The following is a 26,842-nucleotide window of genomic DNA, read 5'->3' on the forward strand; positions in this document are numbered from 1 at the left end:
CCCGACCCCGAGCCCCACCCCGAGCCCTCGATATAATCTTGACGGTTTAATCTTTTGCACTATTATCACATGCCCATGGGAGGTCGAAAAATATACGATCCTGATCAAACGCTGGCTTCAAATCCGTATACCATGTTGCATCCGGGTCATACTTGGCGAAAAATGGTCTTGCCACATGATCCGTGTTTCTTCCCTGAAGCATCCGCATGACAAAGACCTTTTCTCCGGCTACTTTACTGACGCCGAGCATCTGAACCTTACCCGGGTAAGCGGACATGGTCGGACCTCTTGCTGTTCTCGCAAGACCGCTGACGCTTTTGTAGGCATCACGGAATATGTGCCAGGCGTTTTCAAGGGTAACGCCGAAATAATGCTGGGCACCGGTGTTGCGGGCCACGAACATATAATATGGAATGCACCCAAGTTCCACCTGACGCTGCCACATCGCAGCCCAGAGTTCTGGTTTATCGTTGATATGCCCTAGTAATGGGGACTGAGTCCGGATTTCAGCGCCTACTTCCCGTATTCGGCGGATGGCTTCTCTGGCGATTAATGGTTCGAGTTCCCGCGGATGATTAAAATGTGCCATAACAGCCACATGTCTTCCTGAACGGATAATCTTTTCAAACAAAGCGATCAGATCATCAGCATCATCATCGGAAACAAATCTATAGGGCCAATAACTCAAAGCCTTTGTCCCGATCCGTATAGTTCTTAAATGGCTGATGTCCTCATCCAGCACCGCATCAATGTAACTTGCCAAAACACTCGTCTTCATGATCAGCGGATCGCCCCCGGTAAATAGAAGGTCCGTGACATGCGGATGTTTACGGATATATTCAACCAGCAGATTCGATTCGTTCATTGAAAATTTAATTTCTTTCATTCCCACAAACTGAGGCCAGCGAAAACAAAATGTACAGTAAGCATGACATGTCTGCCCCTGGCTGGGGAAAAATAGCACGGTTTCTCGGTATTTATGCTGGCTTCCTTTTAACTTTAATCCGTCAAGCGAGGGAATATTGTATTTTTGTCCGGCCGGATGAGGATTCAGTTCCCATCGGATTTCCATTGATGCTTTCTCAATTTCATCGGAAGGCGCGTTTTTTTTGAACAAATCCGCAATTTTTTGATAATGGCGCGGTTGCAGCATTTCTTTTTGCGAAAAATTTAGAATGAACATGGGGTCTTCAGGAATGTTTTGCCAGTCAATTAGATGTTCTATAACATAGTTATTAGTTTTAAACGGTAATACCTGCCCGACGATTTCGATATCCTTGAGTCGCTGTTCGGATATTTTTTGTATTTGCGGTATATTTCGCAAATTTTTAAGCGTATAAGATTGGTATCGGCTTTCTTCACCAGGCATAAATGGCTTCATTCCTGACGGATTTGTGGGTGGTATTAGCATAATTACCTCCTGAATATATTGCAAAAGCGGCCTTTATCATATCAGCTTGTGTCAATAAACAATCTATATGAAAGTGGAAAGGCCTACCCCAACATTATAGACGATCGATAAGGGCAATAATAGCTTACAATTAACATCACTTGTCAGGCGGAGCCATCCATGAAGGTGGATGCACGGACGTACGTACGGCTTTGTTCCTGTATTTTTAGCCTTTATCAGTTTAACCAGCTTCCCCACTTTCATTACGATCACCCGTGCTGCCTCGTAGGAAATGGGGAAAATACGATCCTCCGGTTTTTTGCATAGTTGGAGAGCATAATCGCGGAGCCGTTCGGCCACCTTTTGAGGTATAAAGACGATTTCTTGTTCCTTGCCACTTTTGGGCGCTTCAAGGACCAGTTTCTGATCCTGCAGGTCTTTCACAACCTGATCTTCAGCACCTCTCCGACCCGCATTCCACCACGGACCATCAGTTCGAGCAATAATCGATTGCGAATCTTGGTCGTTCGAAATATGATTTCCCACCGCGAAGTTCCTTCTTGGCGGTAGAGTTTCCAGATCATGGGTGTATCGCATGGATTCACTGATCCGTAGTCGATATTGTTCCGTACGAAGTTGAAGAAACAGGATAATTGGGAGAAACGGACCCGTTTGGTATAGGGTTTGTTGCCATCGGTGAGGCGGTTCAGGAAGGATAGGATTTCATCCGGCGTGACTTTACCAATCACCCTGTCACCGAAATCCCTGTAAAACGGTTCAATAATGGCTTGATAGGATCGCAGTGTGTGTTTTTTTCGAATGGTTCTTGTGGTAATCGATCCAGGGATGGTTGCTGCTGTTGACAGTTTCATGGTGTGCCTCCTATAAAATTGTGGGTTTGTGAATGGCGGGCTGTGCCCGATGACCACCATTATATCCAGGTACGGAAAGGATGTTAAATCTGTAAAGGAAATGCGAAGGTGATACTGGTATGTAATCACACTATTTGACGGCCAAAAATATCATGTGATAATTTCAATCTATCCCACATATTAGCACTGTTATCTTTTGATCAAAAAAATGAAAAATGGAGTGACTATGGTTACCTGTTACCTGCGCTATGTAATTGACCCATATAAATTGGTTGAGTTCGAAAATTACGGGAAAATGTGGATTCCATTGGTTAACAAATTCGGAGGTACACATCATGGGTATTTCCTGCCTCATGAGGGAGCAAACAACATTGCGATAGCTCTCTTCAGTTTTCCGAGTTTGGGGGAATATGAAGAGTACAGGGTGAAGATGGCGCAAAACCCAGAGTGCCAAGAGGCGTTCAAGTATGCTGAGGAAACCCGGTGTATTGTAAGCTACGAACGAAGTTTCATGAAACCCATCCTTGAATGAAGTTGCAGATGAAATTTAAAAATATCTAATTAGTGAAGAGAAATCGGGCTTACCTTGCGTCCCTTAAAGAACTAATTTTCAAGGCCAATAAAAGTGCTTTAAAACAACTCTTTTGCATAACACCGCCCGGCCTCTCTCTTCCAAGGTATTTTTCAATTGGAAAATGAGCACTATGGATTAAAATGGGTATATTTGAAAAAGATGCATTCAAACTTGAAAATTATATCCGTAAAAGACTTCCTTTATTTGCTAAGGCAACTGAAAGTGCAAAAAACAATGATTCTAAACTTGCAAAATATTTCGTAGATGATAATTGGATAAAATTTGGTGGAGTTGTTTTTCATTCAGGTTTAAAGGAAGTATATTGCACCTTTTATGATGATTTTAAAAAGTGTGCTACTTTAGTTTCGGTTATTGATTTAAAATTTATGAATATCAAAGTTCATAATGAAGTTAAAAAGTTCAAAAATAAATACTATGGAAAAGAATGACCTATCACTCAAATGGACCGGAAAAATTAAAGCCATTTCGAGCTGTTTGGTTTTTTTAACTTTCGTACCTTTAAAAACAGTTTTCTATATTTTGTTCCAGGCTCACTAGTTTAATCGATCAGCATGGAGAATTAATATGATTTCGCCAGACCAATTCCGAGTTAATGAAGTTTGGATAGCAGTAAGAGTAAATGATGAATTTTTATTAGTTCAAAATGAACCATATGATATTTATGTATTGCTGGATGCCGCAAGTTGTTACGTATTCGGACATGTTTTGTCACGTGTGGTTGATGAGCTGCCTCAAGAAGTCGATGTTAAAGAGTTGTTTCAAACCGCATTCCAAGCAAAAAACCAGTGGGCTTATTTCTTAATTTTAACTGGAAACTCTCCAACTGATGACATTTTTAGGAAGGAAGCTGAAAAAAATGGACTGTCTGTGAAAATAATGAATGAATCTGAACTAAAGCCTATCTTAGGTCCTTTGAAAGAATCTTTTGCCTCCAGTTTTATGCGAGGCTCAAAATAACCATGCAGTGAAGGGGACGCGATTAGGCCAGGTATTTCTTCTGGTAATTTTATTGGCGCGTCACTAACCGCCACGTTATGCCAAGTGAAAAATATAGACGGGAAAACAAAATGACCAAAATAGGCAGAAATCAACTATGCCCTTGTGGAAGTGGAAAAAAATATAAAAAATGTTGTTTAATTAAACCAAAATCAGATTCACAACTATTAAAAAAACGTGATGAGCTTGATATATTAATGGAAAAAGGTTGGTCACTCGTTCAAGAAAACCAAACTACAAAGGCATGTGATGTGTGGTTGGAATTATGGGATAGCCTTAAAAAAAGGTTCAAACCTGAATTCAGGGATGTTAAAGAAGCAGAGACAATTTTTTTCCGGCTGTGAGCTCATCTATAATTGGTGCCAGGACCTAGAAGTTGAACTTGGGAATGCAGGCATTGATGACTCAACATATTACCGGGAAAGAATAGCTTATTGTGATGAATTTTGCTCAATATTTCCAGCCTCTGGTGAGTTATTAATGCATAATATGAAAAGAGCGATAGCTGAGTCTTATTTTGCGCTTGGAAATGTTGAAGAGGGAAATAAATGCTTCAAACAATTGATCGAGCAATATCCAAATAATATATGGGGGTATATCGGTTGGGGGGATATGTATCTTTGGCCAATGGAAAAGGATATCAAACCAGATTACAATAAAGCTGAACAAATTTATAAAATGGCTGTTGGAAAGGGTATTGAAGGAGAAAATCATTTGAATGACAGGCTTAATGAATTGAAAAAAGAAAGAGAGAAATATGCATAACGGCATTTAGATCTACGGCATAAAGCCGCCGCGCCTTATGCCGGGCGTTTCGTTCGACTCAAAATAATTATCCTATTCATGAGTTTTGGTAGCACTGATCCAATCATCATTACCAACGGAAAGAAAGACCCCCTCTACAAGATGTGGTAGAAAAAATTTCAAGGGGGCGAGCCCCTGGCGTAGAGGCCCACCCCGCGTTTTTTATCCATAAAGGTTGTCAATCCATCTGATCGCCTCTACATCATTTATTGTTCAATTACATAAAGGAAGTTGGAAGGAGGGCTTGGTATGTAATTCCAACTTTCGCAGTAATTTACACGGCCACAAGATATAGTTATTTTCTTCTCATCGATTAAAATGCTTCTTCAATAGCAAGAATCATCTATCAATTCTGCAAGATAATAGATGGAGATGCTAAATCTCATAATACCAAACCTCTTTTTTAAGTTTGAACCTTTTTAGCAAGCGCCCGTCGATCGCAATCAACCCAATCGATATCAGCCCCATACCCACAAATGCATTCCATCCCAAGCGCTCTCCTAAAAATATGGCGCCTAGTAAAATGGCACTCAGTGGGATTAAAAAGGTAACCAACAACAGATTCGTCGGGCCTGCGGTGGCCAATACTTTGAAATAGATGATGTAAGCCAGCGATGTGCTGATCGCAGCCAGCCCAAGGAGCGCCATTATTGTACCAATGTCTGGGGATAGATTCCAAGGCTGATCAACAAACAATGCCATTGGGGTCATCATAATGGCGGAGCCCGTCAGCATTCCAGTGGCGACCACAAGAGGGCTAAGGCTTTTGAACCGACGCCCGTAAATTGCCGCACATGCATATGAAAGGGCGGCTCCCAGGATGGCGATTTGGCTGAACAATTGGATACCGGAACCTCGCAGAGAATTGATCCCGATCAACACCACGACACCCAGCCAGGCAATCAACACACCCGACATCCGACGGGTTGTCAAGCGTTCTTCTTTGGTTAAGAAATGGGCAAGAACAATGCTGAATATAGGTGTCGTGCCATTTAAGATACTTGCAAGACCGCTTTCAATATGGGTTTGCCCCCAGACAATCAGACTAAAGGGGATCAAATTGTTCAAGGCCCCCATGACGAGAAACCCGCCCCACAATGCCGGCAATGTCGGCATTTTTCCTCCCTTTAGGTAGACGATGGTGAGAAGAATAATTGAAGCGAGGACCACTCGAAAGAATACAATCGTTAGTGGCGGCACCTCCTTAACAGCAATGCCGACAAAGAAAAAGGAGCCTCCCCAGAGCATTGATAAAATAATGACCCGTGCCCAGTCCTGAACCCCCATAATCCGGTTAACGGTTTCAGATCGTCGTCTGCTTTTCTGTGGTTTCATGTTTCCCCCTTGAGCAGTTGTTATCGCTTAGAGAATCATTTTTTTGTTGGCCTGTTTTTTAAATATGCAATTGTAGGGGGAATATGCGACCCGAATCTTGTTGATTCCCATAGCAAGATTCGGGTCGCCATTTTTGTTTTATTTGATTAGGATGACGGAGAAATAAGAAGGAAAGGGGAGGGGGCATGGATGCACACGATTATTCGCAACTGTCCGAGGACTTCCAACGGATTGAAAAGGCCATTCAATTCATAGAAGAAAACTTTAAATCCCAGCCGACCCTGGATCAGATGGCGCGAAGCGTTCATCTCAGCAAGTATCATTTCGACCGGTTGTTCAAGCGGTGGGCTGGGATAAGCCCGATTCAATTCATGCATTTTATGACCCTTGACTACACCAAAAAGCGGTTGGTCGAGTCAAAGAGCCTCCTTGAAACCGCTCTGGACGCAGGCCTGTCAGGCACCAGTCGCCTTCACGATTTATTCGTTACCTTCGAGGCAATGACGCCTGGCGATTTTAAAAAACGTGGGTCAGGACTCCAAATTTCGTTTGGTGTATGTGATTCGCCTTTCGGAAAATGCCTATTGGCAACTACGCAACGGGGGATTTGTTATTTGGGATTTGTAGATTCAGGCAGGCGCTCCGAAATATTGAATCAGTTATTCGATACATGGCCAGGTTCCGAGTTCATTGAGAATCCAGCCGCCGTCTGCCCCATCGTTCATGATATTTTCAGAATTGATCATCAGCAAAGCAAACGCCCTTTTACGCTGCAGATCAAGGGCACCAATTTCCAAATCAATGTTTGGAAGGCCCTGTTAAACATCCCCATGGGTCGTGTCGTCAGTTATCAGGACATTGCTTCTTATATCGGGCGCCCCAAGGCCTTTCGAGCCGTCGCCAACGCCATCGCAATCAATCCTGTCGCCTACCTTATTCCCTGCCATCGCGTGATTGCAAAATCTGGGAAAATTCATCAATACCGTTGGGGGTCGTCAAGAAAAAAGGCTTTGATTGGATGGGAAGCGGTAAATACAGCGCCCAACTATTTTGAAGATGCATCTTGACAATTATCTTTCTGTGGTCAATTTGGTCTTAATACCACAATGTGTCATATTGATTTATCCTGTTTGGTGCTTCTACCGCTCATCCTCCTGATTTTGATCAGAATGCTGCACCGGTTAGTCTCACGGGCCTTGTTTTTTTATCTCATTGTATTTCGTTGGTTTCACTTCATCATTTTATAAAGCGGAATATCGTTTCAAGGCGGTGTCGCGTATGTAGAAGAGATCTCAAATCTTCAAAATTGAAGCAGGCTGGGCTTGTCCTGAGGCAGAAGGCGGAAGATGATGCAACCATCACAAGACCCCACTCTACAATCAAATCCCATAACAGCGGGACCTGACGACAAGCGTTCAACAGCGCCGCATATCACAGAAGCCCCAACGTTGACATTGCCCGCCGGTGGGGGCGCCTTGCGCGGTATCGACGAGAAGTTCCAGGTCAGTCCCGCCACTGGAACAGGCGCCCTGGCCCTTCCCATCGCCACCTCGCCGGCACGCCAGGGTTTCGGACCGCAACTGACACTGAGATATGACTCCGGCAGCGGTAGCGGCCCCTTTGGGTTGGGATGGCGCCTCTCCCTGCCCCGCATAACCCGAAAAACGGACAAGGGCCTGCCGACGTATCGGGATGGAGAAGAAGCGGATGTCTTCATCCTCTCGGAAGCCGAAGACCTGGTGCCGGTATTGGTGGAAGATGGCGACGGACCCGTCCGCCGCAGCCAAATCCGAATACTGGATGAGACTCCCTATGTGGTGAGACGTTACCGGCCACGCATCGAAGGTCTCTTCGCTCGCGTCGAACACTGGATCGACCAGCAGTCCGGTGGCAGTCACTGGCGCACGATCACACCCGACAACATAACGAGCATTTATGGGCGAGCATCCGAAAGCCGCATTGTAGATCCGAAAGATCCCTTGCGAATCTTCTGTTGGTTGATCTGTGAAAGCTTCGATGACAAGGGCAACGCCATCGTTTACCGATACAAGACCGAAGATTCGGTAGGCGTAAGCCCCAGCCATGCTCACGAACGTAATCGTACCGATTTGTCCCGCACGGCCAATCGCTATATCAAACGTATTTTGTATGGCAACAGGACGCCCCGGCAGGTCGATGAGCGCTTATCCGAGCGTAGCGATTGGATGTTCGAGGCGGTCTTCGATTACGGAGAAGGCCATCTGCAACGTTTGGACGATGATGACGCGGGCCGCCGGTTCGTTCAGGCAAATATTGCAGAACAAGCGCTGTGGCCTGTTCGTCAGGATCCCATCTCGACTTATCGGGCCGGCTTCGAGGTGCGCACCTATCGCCTCTGCCGGCGGGTGTTGATGTTCCACCATTTTCCCGACGAATTGGGGGCGGCGGATTATCTGGTGCGCGCAACCCATTTCGGCTACTCCGAAAGCCCCATCAGCACTGTCATGTCCAATGTGGTCCAATCCGGTTATCTCCTGCGGGACGGATCCGTTTTCCAGGAGCGGTCGCTGCCGCCGGTCGAATTCGAATACAGCCGGGCGGATATTCAAAGCGAGATTTACGATATCGACCCCGACAGCCTGGAGAATCTGCCGGTCGGCCTTTCCGGCTCCCAGTACCGCTGGGTGGACCTGGATGGCGAAGGGGTGTCCGGTATCCTGACCCAGCAGGGGGGCGGCTGGTACTACAAAGCCAATCTGGGCAACGCGCGCTTCGCCTCGGTGGAGACGGTTACGGCCAAGCCATCTCTGGCTGCGGTCAACAGCGGCCCGCAGTTGCTCGATCTGGCCGGTGACGGGCAGCTGGATTGGGTGCTTTTCGACGGTCCGGCGCCCGGTTTCCACGAAAGGACCCACGATCGGACATGGGCCGACCACCGTGCTTTCGCGTCTCTTCCGGCCATCGCCTGGGATGATCCCCATCTGCGCTTTATCGATCTGACCGGCGACGGTCATGCCGATATCATGATCACCGAGGATCAGGTCTTCACCTGGTATCCATCCTTGGCGGAAGCCGGTTACGATGCGGGCAGGCGCATGCCGCAAGCCCTGGACGAGGAGGCCGGCCCTCGTTTGGTTTTTGCCGATGCCGCCCAATCCGTTTACCTGGCCGACATGAGCGGTGACGGGCTGAGCGATTTGGTGAGAATTCGAAACGGATCGATCGGTTATTGGCCCAATTTCGGCTACGGGCGGTTCGGGGCCAAAGTCAACATGGACAACGCCCCTTGGTTCGATACCCCCGATGGTTTCAACCAACAACGCATTCGCCTGGCCGATGTAGACGGCTCGGGCATTAGCGACATTCTCTATATTCACCATGACAAGATATCCGTTTACTTCAATCGCGCTGGCAACGGCTGGGACGGCGCCCGGTTCATCGACCCTTTCCCGAGAGTCGATACGCTGTCCGATGTGACCGTTACCGACCTTTTAGGCAACGGCACGGCCTGTTTGGTGTGGTCTTCGCCCCTTCCCGGCGATGCGGGCCGGCAGATGCGCTATATCGATCTGATGGGCGGCATCAAACCCCATCTGATGATCGTCTCACGCAACCATATGGGCGCTGAAACCCGCGTGCAATATACTCCGTCCACCCGTTTCTACCTGGAAGACAAAGCCGCCGGCCGCCCCTGGATAACGCGCCTGCCGTTTCCCGTGCATGTAGTGGAACGGACGGAGACCTTCGATCCCATCAGCCGCAACCGCTTTGTGACCCGCTATGCCTATCACCACGGTTATTTCGATGGCGTCGAGCGCGAGTTTCGCGGATTTGGAATGGTGGAGCAGTTCGACACCGAGGAATTTGCCGTACTGAACGAGAGTGACAACTTCCCCACCGGCGACAATATTGATGCGCGTTCACATATCCCGCCGGTGCATACCAAAACCTGGTTGCACACCGGTATATATCTCGGACATCAGAGGGTGTCGAATTATTTTGCCGGGCTGATCGATGAGAGCGACACGGGTGAGTACTTTCGCGAGCCGGGCTTATCGGACGAGGCGGCCGCCCGGTTGTTGCTGCCGGATACGGTGCTGCCCGAAGGCCTGAATGCCGAAGAGGAACGGGAGCTTGCCGCGCCCTCAAAGGCGCCGTGTTGCGCCAAGAGATTTACGCCTTGGACGGGACCGCCAAGGCGCCGCTTCCCTACACGGTCATGGAACAGAACTACACCATCCGTATCCTTCAACCCAAAACCGGCAACCGGCACGCCGTGTTTTACACCCATGCCCGCGAGACGCTGAACTACCACTACGAACGTGAACCCGCCGATCCGCGCATCAGCCATGCGCTGACCCTGGCGGTGGACGATTTCGGCAATGTCCTGCAATCGGCGGCCATCGCATACGGCCGGCGGCAGCCCGATCCGGACCTGCGGCCCGATGATCGGCAAAAGCAAGCGCAGCTGCGCATGACCTGCGCCGAAAATACGTTTACCCACCCGGTGGACGAAGACGACGCTTACCGCAGCCCCCTGCCCAGTGAGCGCCTGAGTTTTGAGCTGACCGGTCTTTCCCTGGGCACGGATCAGATTCGTTTCAGTTTCTCACAAATGCATGCTGCCGTTCGGGCAGCGGAAACGATCGCCTACCACCACTCGCCTACAGAAGGGTTGCAGAAGCGAATCCTTGAACATGCCCGCATCCGCTACCGGCCCGATGATCTGGGGGCCGTTGCCGGCAATCCTGACGCGTTGCTGCCTCTCGGGGTTCTCCAGACCCTTGCCTTGCCGGGTGAGAGTTACATCCTGGCCTTTACTCCCGACCATCTGGAACGGGTCTATGGCGAGCGGGTGAACGAACGCATGCTGAGTGACGAAGGTCGCTACGTCCATTTCGACGGCGATGAGAACTGGTGGATTCCTTCGGGACGTAGTTTCCTGTCACCCAGTGAAGCAGACGGCCCGGCCCGGGAACTGGCCTTTGCCCGGCAACACTTCTTCCTGTCCCGCCGGATCCGGGACCCGTTCCTGCAGACCGCTATCGTTGCCTACGACCCGCATGACCTGATGATGACAAGCACTGTCGACGCGCTGGAGAATCGTGTGACGGTCCGGAACGATTACCGGGTGCTTGCCCCTGACCAGCTCACCGATCCCAACGGCAACCGCTCGGCCGCGGTCTACGACATCCTCGGCCTTGTTGCCGGAACCGCCGTTATGGGCAAGGAAACGGAAAACCTGGGCGACCCTCTGGACGGTTTTCAACCCCAATTGACCCAGGGGCAGATCGATCGTTTTTTCGCCAACCCGCGTGGCCCAATGGCCGTACAACTGCTGGGAAGCGCCACCACCCGCATCATCTACGATGAAACCCGTTTTCAGCGTTTCGGACAACCGTCATTCGCCGCGACCATCGCACGGGAGACGCATGTCAGCGACTTGAGTGACGGCGAGGAGAGTGCCGTCCAGGTGAGCCTGGCCTACGCCGACGGCTTTGGCCGTGTGATTCAAAACAAGGTTCAGGCCGAGCCGGGTCCGGTTCCCCTGCGCGACGCGGATGATCACATCATTTTAGGACCCGACGGACAGCCCGAATTCACGGAAACAAACGTCAGCCCGCGATGGGTCGGCAGCGGCTGGACGGTATTCAACAACAAGGGCAGCCCCATCCGCCAGTACGAACCTTTTTCACCGACCGCCACGGCTTCGAGTTTGACGCCCGCGTCGGTGTCAGCCCCACGATTTTCTACGATCCGTCGGCCGCGCCGTTGTGACCCTGCATCCCAACCATACCTGGGAAAAGGTGGTCTTCAATCCCTGGCGGCAGGGGCGCTGGGATGTGAGCGACACGGTGCTGGTGGCCGATCCGGCCGAAGATCCGGATGTGGGCCCTTATTTCCAGCGTATTGAAAACGCAACCTACCTGCCCACCTGGCACCAGGCGCGCATTGATGGCCAATTGGGCCGCCCGGAGCAGGATGCGGCCCAAAAGGCCGCCGCCCATGCGGCAACACCCGCCATCGTTCATTTCGATGCCCTGGGCCGCCCCTTCCTGAGCATTGCCGACAACGGTCCCGACGGACAGTACGAAACCCGCACCGAACAGGACATCGAGGGCGTGCCGCTGCGGGTCGTCGACGCCCGCGGCAACGCCGTGATGGTCTACCGGATCGAACCGGATGACCCGACCGCCACGCCGGTCATCGGCTACGACGTCGCCGGGCGGCAGTTATTCGAACACAGCATGGATGGCGGCGATCGCAGGATGCTGCTTGATATCGCCGGCCAGCCCATCCGCCAATGGGACGCTCGCGGCCATCGCTTCCGATTTGAATATGATGAACTGCGCCGTCCACTGAATGCATTCGTTGCGGGCGGTGCGGTCGATGATGCCGAGCAACTGTTTCAGCGTACGGTCTACGGCGAAAGCGAGGGCGTGGCGCTGAATCATCGCGGCCAGGTCTATCAATTGTTTGACCAGGCGGGCGTGGTGACAAACATCGAATATGACTTCAAGGGCAATCTGCTGCGCGGCACGCGACAATTCACCACGGACTATCGAAACCTGGTGGACTGGAGTCAGAACCCGGCGCGGGAGGACGAAACCTTCGTCAATCACACCACATACGATGCCCTCAACCGACCGACCACCCTCACTTCACCGGATGCCAGCATCACCTTGCCCGGCTACAACGAGGCTGGTCTGCTGGAGCGCATGGCCGTTCGGCTGCAAGGTGCGGAAACGGTTATGCTCTTTGTGGATAACATCGATTACAATGCCAGAGGCAACGTGAACGCATCGACTATGCCACTGCCGATGGCCGCAACCTGACAACGACCTACGATTACGACCCTGAGACCTTTCGGCTGATGAACCTGCGCACGCAGCGTCACAGGGACGGCCGCATACTGCAGGATCTGTACTATGCCTACGATCCGGCCGGTAACATCACGACAATCCGCGACAACGCCCAGCAAACCGTGTTCTTTGCAAATTCCCAGGTCGAGCCGCATAACGACTACACCTATGACCCCCTCTACCGCCTGATTCACGCAACCGGACGCGAGCACGCCGCTCAGCATAATCATCAGCGCGATGCGGCCGATTCCGACTGGCTGACAGGCATCCCGTTTCCGAACAACCCGGAAGCGCTGCAACGCTATGAAGAGCAATACGCCTACGACCAGGTCGGCAACATTCTCAGCATGGCCCACACTGGCGGTGCGGTGCTGCGCTGGAAGCGCTGCTATCAATATGCACAGGACAGCAACCGGCTTTTGGCCACAGGCGGTGCGAATGAAATTGACCCCGCCGATCCTTGCCCGTCGCACTATGTGAACACCCCATCTCTCTCGCAGCCCTATGAGTATGACGTTCACGGCAACATGACGAGTATGCCGCATCTGCCATCGTTGCAGTGGGATTTTCAGGACCGGTTGCGTGCGACCCGCCGCACAGCGGTCGCCAATGGTGGTTCCGCCCAAACCACCTACTACGTCTATGACGCCGGCGGCCGGCGCGTGCGCAAGGTCACCGAGCGACAGGCCGCGGCGGGCCGGACACCGACGCGCCAGCACGAGCGCATCTATTTGGGTGGCTTCGAGACTTACCGGGAGTATGCGATCGATGGGCAGACCCCGGCCCTGGAGCGCCAGACGTTGCATGTGACGGACAGCCAGCAACGCGTCGCCCAGATCGATACCCGCACGGTGGGAAACGACAATATGCCGGAACAGAGCCGCCGGTTTCAGCTTGGCAATCACCTGGGCTCCGTCGCGCTTGAGATCGACGAGAATGCCAATGTCATCTCCTTCGAGGAATACCATCCATACGGCACCACCGCATGCCGGGCCGGGCGTTCGGCTGCCGAGACAAGCCTCAAGCGTTATCGTTACACAGGCAAGGAACGCGACGAAGCGACCGGGCTGTATTACCACGGGGCGAGGTATTATGCGTGCTGGCTGGGGCGGTGGATGACGATTGATCCAATTGGTGTGCAAGGTGGAATCAATGTCTATTTGTACGTCAACAATCAACCGATTAATTTTATAGATAAAAACGGTGAAAATGCGACTGATTCCATTAACCCTGTGATAGCCTTTGCGCTTTTAAAGTGGAGAAAAAACGAAGTAGAGCTCGCGAGAAAGACCCTGGCCAAGTCGGACATATTTAATGATCTTGGTGGAAAGACAATTAACATTCGCTCGTATTCGAAAAGAGAAGAATACCTCTTGTTGTTGGAAAGTTTTGCCAACAAAGCTCATGAAAATACGGTTAAGAAAGAAAAAGAACTCGGTCGGACACTCAACGTCGGCGAGATGCAAGAAACAATACAAAAGACATTAAGATTTGAAGATCTGCTAACTAGAATGGACGGACCTTCGTACGATATGAGCTTTCGACTATTGAGTTTTCCTGAATGGTTACCAACATATAGGGCGAGGCTCAGAGAGGCACGAGCTGACATGGACACCAACGAAGTCTACCTTTACACCAAGAAGGGAGACGAGACCGATTTGACTAAAACTGTGGCGCACGAGACTTCTCATTTTTTTGATCCAATGAGGAATGTAGAGATTTCCGATACCGCAGCAACGACATTCGCTGAGAATAGAACGGAACTGTTTGCGGAAATCTTTTCCGAATTTATTTTGGCGGAAACTCGTGGACAAACATCCGTGCGGATAGAAACGCTGAGATATGCATCAGAGACAGTTCAATTAACCAGGGAAGAACAAAAAAGACTCAATGCAATTTATCAAAGCAAACACACTTCTGAGGAAAAAGCAGAAGAAGTCAACAGGTTTGTAGTGGAACAGGTTGGTGGGGTGCCATAGCAATGCGCCATCGCTGCAAGGGAAGATAAAAATTATGAAAATCCTGAAAAGAAATCTAAAGCTCAATATACACGGCGACGATGTAAAACTGCTGCAGGGTGAATTGCGCCAGCTTGGCTTCAAGATAGAGGACCGGGACGGTTTCTTTGGTTCCACCACCTTCACGGCTATCAAAGCATTGCAAAAGGAGTACGCTTTGCCGTCCACCGGCATTGTGGACGCCAAAACAGCCAGGGTGATCGCTTCCGCATTGGATGCGCAGCCGCGCCAACAGTTTTTGGTAAAGGGCAGGGTCGTGCAATCCGACGGCACGCCAGTCATGCGTGCCTGGGTGGTTTTGGTTGAAAAGCGGGTGCGCAGCGAAAAGAGACTCGGCAAGGACCGGACTGACCAACAGGGCGAATTCGCCATTGAATACCCGCCGCCCGAAAATATTCGTCTCAGTATAGTGGTGCGGGCTTCGGATTCCGACGGTCAAGAGATTGCCGTTTCCGATTTGATTTGTGAAGTAAAACCGGTTGAAGAGGTCACCCTCGTGGTTGGCGGCCAGACCCTTCGCGGCCTCTCGGAGTTTGGACAACTGAGAGAAATTCTACGCCCTGTGCTGGCGACGGAAAGAATCGATCTGGCCGATCTTAAGGAAGAAGAGGTCGAGTTCCTGGCCTGCAAATATGATCTCAATCCCGAACATGTCGCCCTGTTCGTTCTCAGCGAGCGGCATGCCCGCGCAACCGGTATTGCGGGCGAGTTGTTCTATGGCCTTTTGCGTCAAGGGTTGCCTGCCGATTTGAACGTATTGATTGCCTTGACCGGCAACGTTCTTCGAGATGCCTGGCGCAGGTCCATCGAGCAAGGCATCATCGCAGCGCAGCGTGATGAAGCGATCGAACAGGCCCTCGTCCGCGTGAATCGGCACGTCGTCCGCCAGTCCCTGCGCGACCCGGAACCCGACCGGGCGACCTTTGCGACGCTGTTCGACATCGCCAACGTCGACGCCCCCCATCGCCTTCGCATCCTCAATGATTACATCCAGCGCGACGACACGGTTGAAGCGTACTGGGAGCGGTTGCGCGCAGATCCGGACATCCCGGATGAGATCCCCGACGAACTTCAACGAACGCTAATACTCAGCACCATCTCGCTGAACCACCTGGAGCTGGTCCGCCACCTGCGACGAGGGCTTCAAAGTGGTGAACTGGGACGCGAAACGCGTGACCTTGCCCGCCTGGATCAGGGTGCATGGCGAGCGCTATTGGGGGGTGGCACCTCTTCCAGGCCGATTGGCGGGCCAGAATTTCTCGGTAACGATGACCAAGAACGCATCGATCGCTTCGCGGCATTTCTGCCGAGAATGATGGAAACCCTCTATCCCACCGCTGCCCTTGCAGCGGGTTTGCAGCGGCAAACAGACGCATCATTCGATTTTGGTCCGGCGTTGCGGTTTTTCGAACGTAATCCCGAATTCGAGTTCCGCGACAGGCGTATCCAGGATTACCTGGCAGAACATGACGACGCCCTTGAAGGCGATCCCGAGCCGGAACAAACAATTGCCACGCTTCACACCATGCAACGCTTGTTTCGGGTAGCACCGGCGTTTAACAAGGCACAAGCCGTCTCCACAATGATGGATGCGGGCGTTGCGTCCGCATGGGCGATCCGGCGCGAGGGCGCGAGTGCGTATATCCGCCGCCACGCGGCCACTCTTGGGCGGTCGGCAGCGGAGGAAATGTACGCAAACGCCGCACGCACGGCGGACACCACCCTGTATCTGCTAAGCCAGTCAGCGGCGTTCAGTCCGGTCTGGACGGGGATGATTCGCCCGCAGTTGTTCGGCCGTGATATTCCGGACCTTGAAGACCTGTTCGGTTCCCTCGGTACCTGTCAATGCAACCATTGTGACTCCGCGTTGGGGCCTCCGGCATACCTGGTGGATATCCTGCATTTTCTGTCGAATCGACCCGGTGATGGGCCAGGCCGAAGCGCGTTGGATGTCCTGTTCGACAGGCGCCCCGACCTCGGAGATATCGAGCTGTCCTGCAAAAACAGCGATACCCAACTGCCCTATGTGGATTTGGTTCTGGAAATCCTCGAGAACGCCGTGATCAATCATGGGCCGCTGGTGATTGCCGATGACAATCCCGAGGATGAGCAAAACCCGGCGGATCGTTTCCCCTTTCAGACGGTTGGGGCGGAGGCGTCCCTGGGTGCCAACCCCGAACATCAAAGCGAGCAGGCCTACGAAATTGTCCGCGCCGCGCCGTATCCGTGGAACTTGCCGTTTGATCTCTGGCATGCCGAGGTCAATGGTTATCTCGGACATCTTGGCGTGGCAACCCATGCCCTGATGAACGCATTTCGCGCCTCTTCCGACGAAGTCTCGGACGCGGCCATCGCGGCCGCGGATCTTGGCTTGTCACCCAGACAGCGGGCACTGATTACGGCCACTGCCGGAGAACCCCCGCACCGGATCTGGGGTTTTGACAGCATGGCGGATTTCAATGATTTTGCGAGCGCCCAGCGCGTCGGCCCGTTGATGGACCGTACCGGCCTGGATGACGAGGCGCTTACCCGTCTTCTCAAAACGGACTATGTCGCGCTATCCGCCCCCCTCGATATCCATTTCAGCGGCACCGATTGTGACCCGGATGCAGCCCTCATTCCCCATCTGACGGTGGCGTCCTTGGATCGACTGCACCGTTTTGTGCGCCTTTGGCGCAGCGTGCATTGGTCCATCGAAGCGCTGGATGCGATTCTGCTCGCGCTTCGGGGCGACCGGGCGGCAGAAGATTTCGAGATCGACGATGCGGTTTTGTTTCAACTCGCCGAACTGTCCACGTTACAACGCGAACTGAAAGTGGATCTGCGGGTCCTGCTGACCTGGTTGTCCGGTCGTATGGCCACCCTGGCCATCGGCGATGATCCCGCACTTTTTGATGAGGTCTTTCTCAATCATCGGGTGCATCAACATGCATTGGCCGCGTTCCGGCTGGATGATGCGCGCACCGAGCTTGCGAACACCGGAGACGGCCTCAGTGACCACGACGCCCTGACGAGCAAAATGCTGGGGATCGACATTGAGGATTTTCATGTACTCGTCGAGGCGGAGCTTGATGACGCGAGCCACGATATGGCGAGCCTTTTGCAACTTTACCAGGCTGCCTCACTGGCCAAGCACTTGCGTTTATCGCTGGTTGAATATGTGGCCTTGCGCGGCATGACCGGCATTGATCCGTTTGATAGAGAATCGGTGCAAGAACTGCGGCGGTTCGTGGACATCGGTCGGCGCGTGCGCCAAGGCCCATTCACCCCGGCCGAGCTCGATGCCCTCTTGCGTTTGCGTGGTGATTCGGTTTCCCGGGTGGTTCCGACCGATGAACGCGTTACGGACGTTTTTATCGCGTTGCGCACGGGCTTGCTCGACATTGTGCGACAGCATCAACTGCCGGAATCAGGTGATGTCCGGCTAAAGATCCTGGACGCCAAGCTGGCCGAGGTGCTCACGCCAGACATATCCGATGCGCTTCTCGGTATTGTGAACAATTCGTCGACACTGACCCACCAGGATCAGATCGCGCTGATCGAAGCGCACCTGGGCGTATTCCTGGATGTTGCGCCGCTTGTTGAAGCTTGGTTCGATGCCAATGAAGAAAGCCGCACCACCGAGCCCGCCGAGCGCGCTGGGCAGGTTCTGCGGCCCCTGATGCATTATCTGCGGGAAGCCGCCCTACGGACCTTCGTGTTGCAGCATTTGGCCGAGTCAATCGATATTCCGCTGGCCATGGCCAAAAACCTGCTGGATTCCATGCTGGCACCGCCTGAGGATTTCGACGCGTTCCTGGATGTATTTCTCACAGATGGATTCGTGCCTTCAGCATCTCACGCCATCGACCTTCAGATCGACACGCGGCCTGACGATCCCGCGCTGACGATCCAATACACGGCCTTCCGGCAGTTTGCCCGCGTGGCGTATTTCTTGAAAAAATTGGACGTCCATTCCGACGGGCTACCGTTTTATATCAATCAGGGATTATCCGCGGGATGGGTCGATCCGAACGATTTCCCCATCGAGCCGTCAGAAGACACGGCGCCACAGCTGGAAGCCCTGCTTAATCAAGTCGAGGTGTTTGCGCTGGGCAAGCAACTGTTCGGCGGAATAGATGCCCTGTTCGAATTGTTAGCTACCACGGACATCGAGCAAATGAATCGCCAGGCATTTTTGATCATGCTTGGCACCTTGACGGATTGGCGCTTTGCCGACCTCGTGTTCCTCACCGGCCCCGAGGTGGCCGATCTGGATTATCCCGCAGATTTTCGCGATGGCCGTTTTCTGCTCGATCTGCATTCGCAGATGGGATTTTTGCGCACCCTCTCCGCATCGGCGCAGACCGTGCACCGATGGATAACCGCACCGGAAAATTCATCGGCCGAGATCGCACGCAACGTCAAACAGGTTGTGCGCGCCAAGTATCGGGACGAATCGCACTGGCTTACGGTCGCCAAGCCTTTGCGGGACCAGATTCGCGTTCAGCAGCGCGATGCCCTGATGGCGCATCTGGTCCACACACTCGATCTTTCGGGGACCAGCGCGCTGTATGATCATTTTCTGATAGATGTGGAAATGGATCCTTGCATGCAAACGACCCGGATGGCGCTGGCCATAAGCGCGGTACAGCTGTTCGTGCACCGTTGCCTGCTCAACCTCGAGGACGTCACGTTCTCCCCGAAGGATGCCGAAGAGTGGCGCTGGATGCAACATTACAGGGCGTGGGAGGTCGCTCGGAAGGGCTTTCTCTACACCGAAAATTTTCTGCGCCCGGAGCTGCGTGCCGAGAAAACCGAGCTCTTTCGTCAACTGGAGCAAAATCTTCTTCAAGATGAAGTCGACGCGCTTTCCGCGGAACGGTCGTTCGGCCAATATCTCAGCGGCTTGAGCCAGGTCGCCCGACCCAAAATCATGGGCGTGACCCGGCAATGGGAAGTACACCGGGATATCTTGCACGTATTTGCACGCAGCCGGGGAAAACCACACGTCTATTTTTATCGACGCTGGGTCGATCAGCGCTATTGGACGCCATGGGCGCGCATAGAATTGGATATCGATGGCGACCATTTGATACCGGTGGTTTGGCAGGGGCGGCTGTTGCTGTTCTGGCCCCTGATCACAAAAGAAGCCGTCGAGCCCGAGGCAGATGCCGAGGAGCTGCCACCGCCCCCCAAACGCTATTATTCCGTGACCATGGTTTGGAGTGAATACCAAAACGGTGCTTGGCTGCCCAGCAGGACGTCGGATAACGCAATTGATTCCCATCCGAGTGACGATTTGATGCCACGTAGCGAGATACGCTTTTGGCCTCAGTTCAGTCCACAAGGAAATCTGCACATTGTCTCCACTATTTCATTGCGGCAATTTCGGCTTGATGCCAGCGGCGGCCAACTCGTTGCGAACGATCAGGTGGATTCACGTTGGATCCCGTTCGAACCGGTTCGTCAGCAAGCGCGAAGCCTGTTTCAGGGCACCACATTCCATTTTGGCGATCTACGCGAGGACCGCAAAACCAGCACGGACGATAAGCCCCTGATCGCGATCTCCGGAGGCGAGCGCAAGAACAACTTTTTTGGTTTGGAATGGCTTGTAAACGTCAACTCGTCGCTGTTGCTTGACCGGACGCCGGGAACATACACGGTCATGCTTCCTGCGGAAGAGCAGTTATTTGTCTCTCGCTCGCCATTTTTCTATTCCGATCGCCGCGCGAACTTCCTGGTTGTGCCGAGAGGTCGATATACCGGAGGATATGCAAATCCCGATCTTGAACTTGTCAACCGCTTGAATCCCACTCACGGCGTGCCGCTTGAGCTTCCGAGTACCGTAACGCGCATGGTCGCGGTAGCCGCCGGCTCGGCGGAAGGAAGCGTTCAGGAAGCCCCTTCCAGCGATGACACAACCGAGGGTACGGCAGGTTTATTGTTTTCCAATAGCGCCGTTGCACAGACCGGTTTGGGGCCGCTGCAGTGGGAAGCCAAAGCTTATCGCTTCGAGAATCACTACCACCCGTTTGCGTCTCTGTTGGTCAACCAGCTTGAAAGACATGGCATAGACGGGGTTCTCAAGCCGGATCCGGAAAGGGAGCCCCGGCAAGGCGGCCTGCTGCGCAGCCTGCGCCGGCAGAACCTGCTCAGATTGTTTTTCGTGAAGAACTACGCCCCCAACGCGGAGACCGTCGAGAATGTGCAGGGCTTGACGGGCGTGCTGGAGCTGGCTCTTGTCGACCCGGTGGAGGAATTTGATTTCTCTTATTCCGGTGCCTACGCCGCATACAACTGGGAGCTGTTTTTCCATGTCCCGTTCTTGCTTGCCTTGCGCTTGAGCGAGAACCAACAGTTCGCTGCCGCCCAGCGTTGGTTCCACTACATGTTCAACCCCACCGATATCCCGGGTGACGAGGAGGACGAAACGTGGCCGGATCATGTCTGGCAAATCAAGCCCTTTGTCGACCAAAGCAAGGGGGCGCAGATTCAAGACGCCATGCTGCTGCTGAACGACGGCCATCTGAGCAAACGCGAACTGCGTCGGCGCAGGCAGATGCGGGATCAGATTGAGGTTTGGCGGAAGGACCCCTACAGACTGGACCTTTTGGCCCAGATGCGGCCTCAGACGATGATGAAAGCCGTCATCATGGCCTACCTTGACAATCTTATCGCTTGGGCGGATCACTTGTTTCGCATGGATACCCGCGAGTCCTTGAATCAGGCGACGCAACTGCTGCTGCTTGCAGAAAAAATACTCGGTGACCGCCCGGATGCGATTGCCGACCATCAGGATGCGCGGCGCACCATCGGGGGCCAGGAAGTCAGAACATTTAACCAGTTGCGCAGTCGGCTGGACGAATTTTCCAATGTTGTCATCCAACTTGAAACCCAGTTGGATCCGCAGAATGGCAGCGGCGGATCAGGTGGTCCCAGTCGATGGATCGCCGCGAACACGCTGGCTGTCGCGGTCGACAATGACGGTGAATTTGATCTGGCCGCACCGGGCGTCGAACCGCCGGATGACAATCCGGATATCGTTGACTTGCCTCTGGCGGCGCCGACACCTTCCATCCTCGGTCCTTCACTGTTTTTTTGTGTCCCCCAAAACGACAAGCTGCTTGGCTATTGGGACCTGGTAGCAGACCGCTTGTTCAAACTGCGCCATTGCCAAAATATTGATGGCGTGGTTCGGCAGGTGGCGCCTTTCGCGACACCGATCGACCCGGACCTGCTGTTCAGGGCCCGGGCCGCCGATATCGACATCCAAGATCTGATCCAAGCCGCACATGTGCCTTTGCCCAACCAACGATTTTATTTCCTGGTCCAGAAAGCCACAGAACTGTGCAATGACGTCAATGCCTTGGGCGGAGCCTTGCTCTCGGCTTTGGAAAAGAAAGATGCGGTGTCGTTGGGTCTGCTTCGTGCCGAGCACGAAACATCGATCCTTGCACACGCAGAGCAGGTGCGCATCAAGCAAAGGAAAGAAGCCGCCGCACAGAAGGAGGCGTTGCTCGCGTCACGCCATACGGTTTTGTTGCGATACCGACATTACGAACGCGCGCTCGGTACTACCGTCGGCACGGTCCCGATCGGTACCGCAATCCGGTTGCGCAGTCCATCGAACAAGTTCAAGTTCGAAGATACAGCGCCGAGTGACTTCGAATCAACGGGAGAAGCGATCGAGGGGGTCAGCCTCCAGGACATTGCCACGTCACTTGTGAATATGGTCGTCACGGCAACGGGATTGGGTGCAATTCGCCGTAAGTTGGAAAAAGGATTGAATCGAGCGGTAAAGAAAATCCCCGTGATAAAACATATCGGAAAAGTGTTGGACAAAATTCCTACGGCAAACGAACTCGTTGAGAACATGCTGCCGGAAAAAGGCATTGCGCCCGGTGATATATTCGGTCTGCTCGGAGAATCCGACCCTCCTGAACCGGAAGTCACGCGAGAAGATTTTCTGGCTGGCGTCGATGCACTGCGCCTGTTGCTCCAAGAGAAGGGAGAACTCAGGTTGTTGAATGAAGCGCAGCGGTTCGCCAAGGGCGCGGGAGAAATGCGCGTGTCCGGTACGTGGTGGAATCAGCGGCCAACCATTACCCTGTCGGTGACGCCTCTCGGTTTGGGTGTCTCTAGATCCCTTGGGGGATTGAATATCGGCGCGGCCGCGATGGCGAACGCCGAACGGCTTGGCTCCCAGGCCGGCGATCTCTCTCTCGGGGCGAACCTGAGCGCCAAAGTCGGCCAATACATCCTGCGTGAGCACGATTGGACGTTCCAGAGCAATCTTGCAGCTCGCGAATTGATGCGCATTGACCGTCAGCTATTGGCGGCGGACCTCAGAATTGAGATCGCCGACAGGGAATTGGCCAACCATCGCAGACAGATGGAAAATGCACGCGAAACCGAAGCCTTCCTGCGTGACAAATTTACCGATCAGGAGCTTTACAGCTGGATCGCGGACACGATAGCCGATATTTATTTCAAAAGCTATCGCCTGGCGTTTGATTTGGCCAAGCGTGCCGAACGCGCCTTCCAGTTCGAGCTGGGTATCTCCGACAGTCGATACATTCAGGTCGGCCACTGGGACAGCCTTAAAAAAGGGCTGCTGACGGGTGAGAAGCTTCATCACGACATCAAGCGCATGGAGATGGCTTACCTGGAAGAAAATCGGCGCGAGTTGGAACTGACCAAGCATGTATCGCTGGCCATGCTCAATCCGACCGCGCTGTTGCGACTGAAGGAAGAGGCCCGTTGCGAGATAGAGCTGCCGGAATCGCTTCTCGATGGCGACTATCCGGGCCATTATTTCCGTCGTATCAAGTCTGTCTCGATCACTATTCCGGCAGTAACGGGACCCTATACCACGGTTTCCTGTACGTTGCGTCTTCTGCGCAGTTCCATTCGGCGGCAAAGCACACTGCTAAACGGTGAATATGCCCGGGACCTGGAAAATGACGATCGGTTCAGCGACAGTTTCGGTGCCATCCAATCCATGTCCACCAGCAGCGGGCAAAATGACAGCGGCCTTTTTCAACTCAACTTCCGCGACGAGCGCTATCTGCCGTTCGAGGGCGCCGGCGTCATCAGCCGCTGGCAGTTGGAGATGCCCACCGAATTCCGTCAATTTGACTATGACTCCATCACGGATGTGATTCTGCATTTCAACTATACGGCCAGAGACGGTGGCACTGCCTTGCGGGATGCGGCCAGCCAACACCTGCATGATGCCGTCAACGGCTTGGTTGCCGGAGAAAACGCCCCCAGACTGCAACAGCTGTTCAGTCTCCGTCATGAATTTCCCACCGAATTCCATCGCTTTTTGCACCCGGAAAGTGGGGTTCCGCCGCAGGCAATGACACTGAATCTCAGCCGGGACCGATTCCCCTACATGTTCAAGGGGAGGGCGATTCGCGTGGACCGCTTCAGCCTCCTCCTCAAACTGGCGGACGCCCCCGAGGAAATCACCCCCAACGGCACCGTCTTCACCGTAACCCATCCAGGCGGTGAGACCGCTATCGACTTCGATGGGTCATCCGGCATCGGAAACACCCATTTCGTCGATAGCGGACCCGTCACCACGGGAACCGGCGAGTGGAGCCTGACGATGTCGAGCGTCGGCGCCGGACTGTCCGAGGAAGGCAATCGGCTCAATCCGGATGTGGTCGAAGACATTCTTCTGGTCCTCCACTACACGGTGGCACCGGATTCGTACGAACCGGACTGACACGCCTGGGCCTATCCCTGACTGCCCACACAGTATCGTTTGTTGTCTGCATCGAAATGGATGAAACCTTGTCGAATCGATGCATGCAACTGTTTGGTGACCACTGACCGATCCAACGCCAGCGCTTGGGCGATGTCGCCAATGGTACAATCCTGCTTTCGCAAAAGGGCGATCAACTGCCCGGTCGTCACTTTTTGGGCTATCATCTCATCGAACAGCTTGGAGAATTCGTCGCCGTTGAAATATTCTTCATACTCTTTTTCGGTTTTAAAGCGGACCCGGATTTTTTCTCTTTCAACCAGCTTCAGGTAGGGGACCAGGCTGGCGGCCACGTCGAGCCGCGATTTCAATTCATCGCCGGTCAACCCTTCGGCCTTGCCGATGGGACCCATATCGATGAGCTGCTTGGAAAAGTCGTTCATGACCTCGGCAAAACGGATCCCCTCGGAGGCGGATACCCATTCGAGGCGTAAGCGATCGGGGTTGATGCCGATGTGGGCCAGCAGTTTTTTGTAAATATACTTCTTGGTCAAGGCGTCATAGTTGCCTTCGGTCGAATAGTGGCATTCACCCGGCCAGCAGCCGCCGATGAAGACGCCATCCATGCCGTTCAAAAAGGATCTGAAGATGAACAGCGGATCAACCCTGCTGGAGCACATCAAGCGGATCACCTTGATTTATTGTATTTTTAAAATATAGTCTCCTCCTTTTCTTCCGTCCTCTGAAATATGCCATCTTTGTCGGGCTAGCACATCTAAAAAACGCTGGTCATGGCTTGCCAGGAGCAAGCCGCAGGGACAATCGGTTAAGGCATGTTCCAAGCATTCGATAGATGGCAAATCCAGATGGTTTGTTGGTTCATCCATGACGATAAGGTGTGGTATGTTGGCAATCCCAGTTGCAAGAAGTATTTTCCGAATCTCGCCGGGGCTGGGTTCAATACTTTCCAATAAGCGGTGGGGGCGCGATCCCAGACGGCTGACCACAGTCATCATCTGCCCAAGTCTTTCGTTGGGCAGCATTCTCGCCTTGACCATGATATCCTGTGACTCTTGGATGTCAATCTCCTGGGGCATATAGATGATACGATCCTTGCCAATATTGAGCGAACGCATGACATGGTCGATCATTGTACTTTTGCCGCTACCGTTTGGGCCGGTCAGTGCGACTCGGTCGTCGGGTTTTATTTGCAGGTCGGGAAAGTGCAGCCATCTGCCTCTTCCAAGGCTAAGTGATCCGGCATTCAGGCTGAACAGGGTGTTGCGTTTGGATTTTTCACCAGACACCCAGATCCCCATGGCATATTTTTTTTTCACTTTGGTATTTTGTAGTTTCACCTGGGCCTGGGACAATCTTCCCGACAGTTGATTCAACTGTTTCCCGGCAATGCCATCTTTCCCTGTTACACGTGCCTGATCGATTTTTCCCTTGGCATCGTGATCTTTGCGTGAAATCCTGCGTTTTGATCTTTTTATGTCCGCCTTGGATGCAGCATCTCTGCGTTTGGTCGCCTCGCGTTTGATTCTGGATAATTCGAGCCTCGCCAGTTGGCGCTGCTTTACAGCATAAATTTCTTCTTTTTCTGACTGCTGCAACCCCTGCGTGTAGTTGCCGGGTCGCAATATGGTATTGGGTGGTTCGACAAAGAGGCATTGATGACACAGTTCATCCAAGAATTCGCGGTCATGGCATACTAGTATGCCGACACCCTGAAAGGCAGTAAGTGTGGTGAACAACTTGTTCCGTGCGTCGATATCAAGATGGTTCGTGGGTTCGTCTACCGCCAGCACTTGTGGTTCCTGCCACAGTGCAACAGCAATTTGGGCCCGTTTTCTCTCGCCATGGCTAAGGGTGGCCCAACGATCGGCCCAGTCATCTTCGACACCAAGCCGTCCCTTGATTTCAAAGGCACTTCCATCCATGGCATGCACCAATGCATGAAGATGATCGGGGACCGTATCCGTACGTTGTGGACAGTAAATCGCGAATTCGGGAACGGCGATATGCCCGGTTAGCGGTTTCAACTCTCCGGTGGCAAGCTTTAAAATTGTGCTTTTCCCAACACCATTGGCACCAACGATTCCTGTCCACCCTTTGGTAAGGTGCAGAGACAGATGATTGAATAGCGGGTGTGCTGCCTTGTCGTATGAAAATGAGACATCCTGAAATACGATTGATAGGTCGACCATCGGTATCCTCAAATTAAAAAGCCACGGTTACCCGTGGCTTTTGTTAAAAATGAAGTATGTAATTGAGCAACGGGTCAAAGAAATAT

The 26,842-nt window shown here is 52.8% G+C and carries 16 protein-coding genes and 1 pseudogene; 11 read left to right on the forward strand and 6 right to left on the reverse strand.

Translation table 11 applies throughout. The features are described from left to right. Positions 1 to 46 precede the first annotated feature (46 nt). The 3 genes from JCM12296_RS05310 to JCM12296_RS05320 form a co-directional block, all read right to left on the reverse strand. Positions 47 to 1,411, reverse strand: a complete 1,365-nt coding sequence (locus JCM12296_RS05310; RefSeq protein ID WP_246804011.1) for a KamA family radical SAM protein — start codon at positions 1,409 to 1,411, stop codon at positions 47 to 49. A 63-nt stretch (positions 1,412 to 1,474) separates the two neighbouring features. Next, positions 1,475 to 1,834: a hypothetical protein gene (locus JCM12296_RS05315; protein ID WP_054690733.1), complete on the reverse strand. Its 360-nt coding sequence runs from the start codon at positions 1,832 to 1,834 to the stop codon at positions 1,475 to 1,477. After that, positions 1,831 to 2,322: a site-specific integrase gene (locus JCM12296_RS05320; protein ID WP_157067392.1), complete on the reverse strand. Its 492-nt coding sequence runs from the start codon at positions 2,320 to 2,322 to the stop codon at positions 1,831 to 1,833. The genes JCM12296_RS05315 and JCM12296_RS05320 overlap by 4 nt, the downstream gene beginning before the upstream one ends. A gap of 166 nt (positions 2,323 to 2,488) precedes the next feature. Here JCM12296_RS05320 and JCM12296_RS05325 point away from each other — a divergent pair, with 166 nt between their 5' ends. The 5 genes from JCM12296_RS05325 (at position 2,489) to JCM12296_RS37875 (ending at position 4,618) form a co-directional block, all read left to right on the forward strand. Then, positions 2,489 to 2,794, forward strand: a complete 306-nt coding sequence (locus JCM12296_RS05325; protein ID WP_054690736.1) for an NIPSNAP family protein — start codon at positions 2,489 to 2,491, stop codon at positions 2,792 to 2,794. 182 nt (positions 2,795 to 2,976) lie between these two features. Continuing rightward, a complete protein-coding gene (locus tag JCM12296_RS05330; protein ID WP_054690738.1) occupies positions 2,977 to 3,285 on the forward strand; it encodes a hypothetical protein in 309 nt (102 codons plus the stop codon). 136 nt (positions 3,286 to 3,421) lie between these two features. Beyond that, positions 3,422 to 3,814, forward strand: a complete 393-nt coding sequence (locus JCM12296_RS05335) for a hypothetical protein (RefSeq protein ID WP_054690741.1) — start codon at positions 3,422 to 3,424, stop codon at positions 3,812 to 3,814. Positions 3,815 to 3,924: 110 nt separating this feature from the next. Further along, the gene (locus JCM12296_RS43590; RefSeq protein ID WP_246804012.1) at positions 3,925 to 4,197 is read left to right on the forward strand and encodes an SEC-C metal-binding domain-containing protein; all 273 of its coding nucleotides are present in this window, start codon (positions 3,925 to 3,927) and stop codon (positions 4,195 to 4,197) included. After that, a complete protein-coding gene (locus JCM12296_RS37875; protein WP_157067393.1) occupies positions 4,160 to 4,618 on the forward strand; it encodes a tetratricopeptide repeat protein in 459 nt (152 codons plus the stop codon). The genes JCM12296_RS43590 and JCM12296_RS37875 overlap by 38 nt, the downstream gene beginning before the upstream one ends. A 414-nt stretch (positions 4,619 to 5,032) precedes the next feature. Here JCM12296_RS37875 and JCM12296_RS05345 read toward each other — a convergent pair whose 3' ends face one another. After that, complete coding sequence (locus tag JCM12296_RS05345; protein WP_213182564.1) at positions 5,033 to 5,992, reverse strand: DMT family transporter; 960 nt, start codon at positions 5,990 to 5,992, stop codon at positions 5,033 to 5,035. Positions 5,993 to 6,177: 185 nt separating this feature from the next. On the opposite strand from JCM12296_RS05345, the gene JCM12296_RS05350 reads away from it, so the two are divergent. From JCM12296_RS05350 to JCM12296_RS05375, 6 genes and pseudogenes are all read left to right on the forward strand, one after another. Then, on the forward strand, positions 6,178 to 7,059 hold the full coding sequence (locus JCM12296_RS05350) for a methylated-DNA--[protein]-cysteine S-methyltransferase (protein ID WP_054690746.1): 882 nt from the start codon (positions 6,178 to 6,180) through the stop codon (positions 7,057 to 7,059). Between the two features lie 282 nt (positions 7,060 to 7,341). Beyond that, a pseudogene (locus tag JCM12296_RS05355) lies at positions 7,342 to 9,819 on the forward strand (SpvB/TcaC N-terminal domain-containing protein); the annotation flags it as partial. A gap of 311 nt (positions 9,820 to 10,130) precedes the next feature. Then, on the forward strand, positions 10,131 to 11,885 hold the full coding sequence (locus tag JCM12296_RS43595; protein WP_246804013.1) for a toxin TcdB middle/C-terminal domain-containing protein: 1,755 nt from the start codon (positions 10,131 to 10,133) through the stop codon (positions 11,883 to 11,885). Continuing rightward, complete coding sequence (locus JCM12296_RS05365) at positions 11,815 to 12,807, forward strand: RHS repeat domain-containing protein (protein WP_054690751.1); 993 nt, start codon at positions 11,815 to 11,817, stop codon at positions 12,805 to 12,807. The genes JCM12296_RS43595 and JCM12296_RS05365 overlap by 71 nt, the downstream gene beginning before the upstream one ends. 38 nt (positions 12,808 to 12,845) lie before the next feature. Continuing rightward, on the forward strand, positions 12,846 to 14,813 hold the full coding sequence (locus JCM12296_RS05370; RefSeq protein ID WP_054690753.1) for an RHS repeat domain-containing protein: 1,968 nt from the start codon (positions 12,846 to 12,848) through the stop codon (positions 14,811 to 14,813). A gap of 34 nt (positions 14,814 to 14,847) precedes the next feature. Then, positions 14,848 to 24,567 (forward strand): Tc toxin subunit A-related protein, encoded by a 9,720-nt coding sequence (locus JCM12296_RS05375; RefSeq protein WP_054690755.1) that lies wholly within the window; start codon positions 14,848 to 14,850, stop codon positions 24,565 to 24,567. A gap of 11 nt (positions 24,568 to 24,578) precedes the next feature. On the opposite strand, the gene JCM12296_RS05380 is transcribed toward JCM12296_RS05375, so the two are convergent. Together JCM12296_RS05380 and JCM12296_RS05385 are read right to left on the reverse strand one after the other, a co-directional pair. Beyond that, complete coding sequence (locus JCM12296_RS05380) at positions 24,579 to 25,238, reverse strand: hydrogenase iron-sulfur subunit (protein WP_281491930.1); 660 nt, start codon at positions 25,236 to 25,238, stop codon at positions 24,579 to 24,581. Positions 25,239 to 25,244: 6 nt separating this feature from the next. Then, positions 25,245 to 26,756, reverse strand: coding sequence for an ATP-binding cassette domain-containing protein (locus JCM12296_RS05385; protein WP_054690757.1), 1,512 nt, complete (start codon positions 26,754 to 26,756; stop codon positions 25,245 to 25,247). Between the last annotated feature and the right edge of the window lie 86 nt (positions 26,757 to 26,842).

Source organism: Desulfosarcina cetonica JCM 12296, from assembly GCF_001311845.1.
Classification (GTDB): domain Bacteria; phylum Desulfobacterota; class Desulfobacteria; order Desulfobacterales; family Desulfosarcinaceae; genus Desulfosarcina; species Desulfosarcina cetonica.